This window comes from Dongia sp. agr-C8 (genome assembly GCF_054658695.1).
The window spans coordinates 1-1,855 of sequence record NZ_BAAGHZ010000008.1 but is presented as its reverse complement, the minus strand read 5'-3'; the positions used below and the strand labels follow the sequence as shown (position 1 = coordinate 1,855).

Here is a 1,855-nt window from a genome sequence, read left to right as displayed (position 1 = left end):
AGGTTGCCGTAGCTTCCCGGATAGGTGCCGGCCGCCGCGGTGACGCCCGGGGCCAGGTTCAGCTGGCCGGTCGCCGCCTCGTCGGTCGAGCCGGGGTTGGAGCCGGTCGCGTCCAGCGCCGCCTCGTCCACGGTCACGGTCTCGCTGTCGGGGGTCGGCGCCACCTTGGTGACGGTGATGTCCAGCGTCGTGGTGGAGGTGTCGCCGTCGCCGTCCTGGATCGTGTAGACGAAGTGGTCGGTGCCCTCGACATTCGGCTTGGCGGTATAGGTATAGCTGCCGTCGGCCTGGAGCTTCAGGGTGCCCAAGGCCGTGACGATGTCGGTGTTGAGGCTGCCGGTGACGGGCGCGCTGGTGTCGCTGCCGGTCGCCACCCCGATCACGCCGGAGCCGGACTTGCCGTCGGCGCCGAAGGTGTCGTTGGTCTCGACGTTGCCGCTGACGGTATTGCCGGAATCGGCGTCATCGGCGTCCGGGTCGGCCGTCGCAACGTCGTCCACGATCGTGGCGGACAAGGTCGCGGTCTTGTCGTCGCCGTCGACATCGGTCAGAACGACTTCGAAGTCTTCGGACGCGGTGTTCTCGGCGCCGCCGGAGGCGTGGGCCAGACTGGCGTTCAGCGTATAGCTGTAGCTGATCGTCCCGGTGCCCTCGTCGTAGTCGGTGATCGCCAGGGTGTTGCCCAAGGGCGTGGTGAAGGTGACGGCGGTGAAGATGCCGCCGCTGATCACCGCCTGGCCGCCGATCGTGAGATCCTTGACGCCGTCGGGCGCGCTGATCGTGAAAGTGCCGTCCTGGGTCAGCGATTCCTTGGAAGCGTCGGAACCCGCGGGGAGGTCGTCCTCGTCCACGGTCACGTCGCCGCCGCCGGCGCTCGGCGTGAGATCGCCGATTCGCACGTCCCGGTCGTTGATGCTGATGGTGAGCGTCGCCGACGACGGGTCGCCGTCACCATCCTTCACGGTGTAGGTGAAGGTGTCGGTGTCGTTGAGCGGCGCGCCGTCGAAGCGGGTATAGGTATAGGTCCCGTCGGCGGCAATGATCAGCGTGCCGTACTTGCCGGCAACTGTCGTGTCTCCGTTGATGTCCGCCGACTGGTCGCCGCCGGTGGTGCTTGAAGCCCCGGTGACCTTCGCAGCGTCGGCGCCCTGGGTGTCGGCGCCGCTCGAGGTCGTGTCGGCCCCGGTGATCACGTTGCCCGTCGCCTGCAGGGTCACATTGTCGAGGCTGTCGGTGTCGTCAATCGCCTCCGGCGCATCATCGACGATGTCGATCTTCAGCATGCCGTCGCCTTCGCTGCCGTCGATGTCGGTGACCTTGAGCGCGAAGCTGACGGAATCCGGGTCGACCAGCGTGTTGTCGAGCAGGGTGTAGGTATAGCTGAGCTGGCCGGTATTCTCGTCGAAGCCGGTCAGGGTGAGCTCGCCCGGCCCATCCTTGTACGTTACGGGATTGCTGCCGAGGTCGTTGAGCTCCGCCAGGGTCAGCGCGGTGTTGCTGCCGACCTGCAGGCTGGCGATACCGTCCTTGGCGGTGATGGTGATGACGCCGCCCGTCGATTCCGACGGGTCGTCGTTGTTGGTGCCGTTCTCGCCGGAACCAGCGGGCTCGCCGTTCCGCTCCGGCAGGCCCTGCTCGTAGACGATCGTGCCGTCGCGGCCCGACGGGGTTTCGACGGTCACGCCGGCATTGGCGATATGGATGGTGAGGGTGGCGCTGCTGGTGTCTCCGTCCTTGTCGGTGATCGTGTAGGTGAAGATGTCGTCCACGCCGCCCTTGGTCATGGGGTCGCGGGTGTAGGAATAGCTGCCGTCGGCCTGCAGCGTGAGCTTGCCGTAGGCGCCCTGGAGCGGAC

The 1,855-nt window shown here is 67.0% G+C and carries 1 protein-coding gene; it reads right to left on the bottom strand.

What is annotated here, in order from left to right:
- Positions 1–1,855 (bottom strand): beta strand repeat-containing protein (locus ACYQ4T_RS26790; RefSeq protein WP_459859703.1); only part of this gene is annotated, 1,855 nt, incomplete at both ends.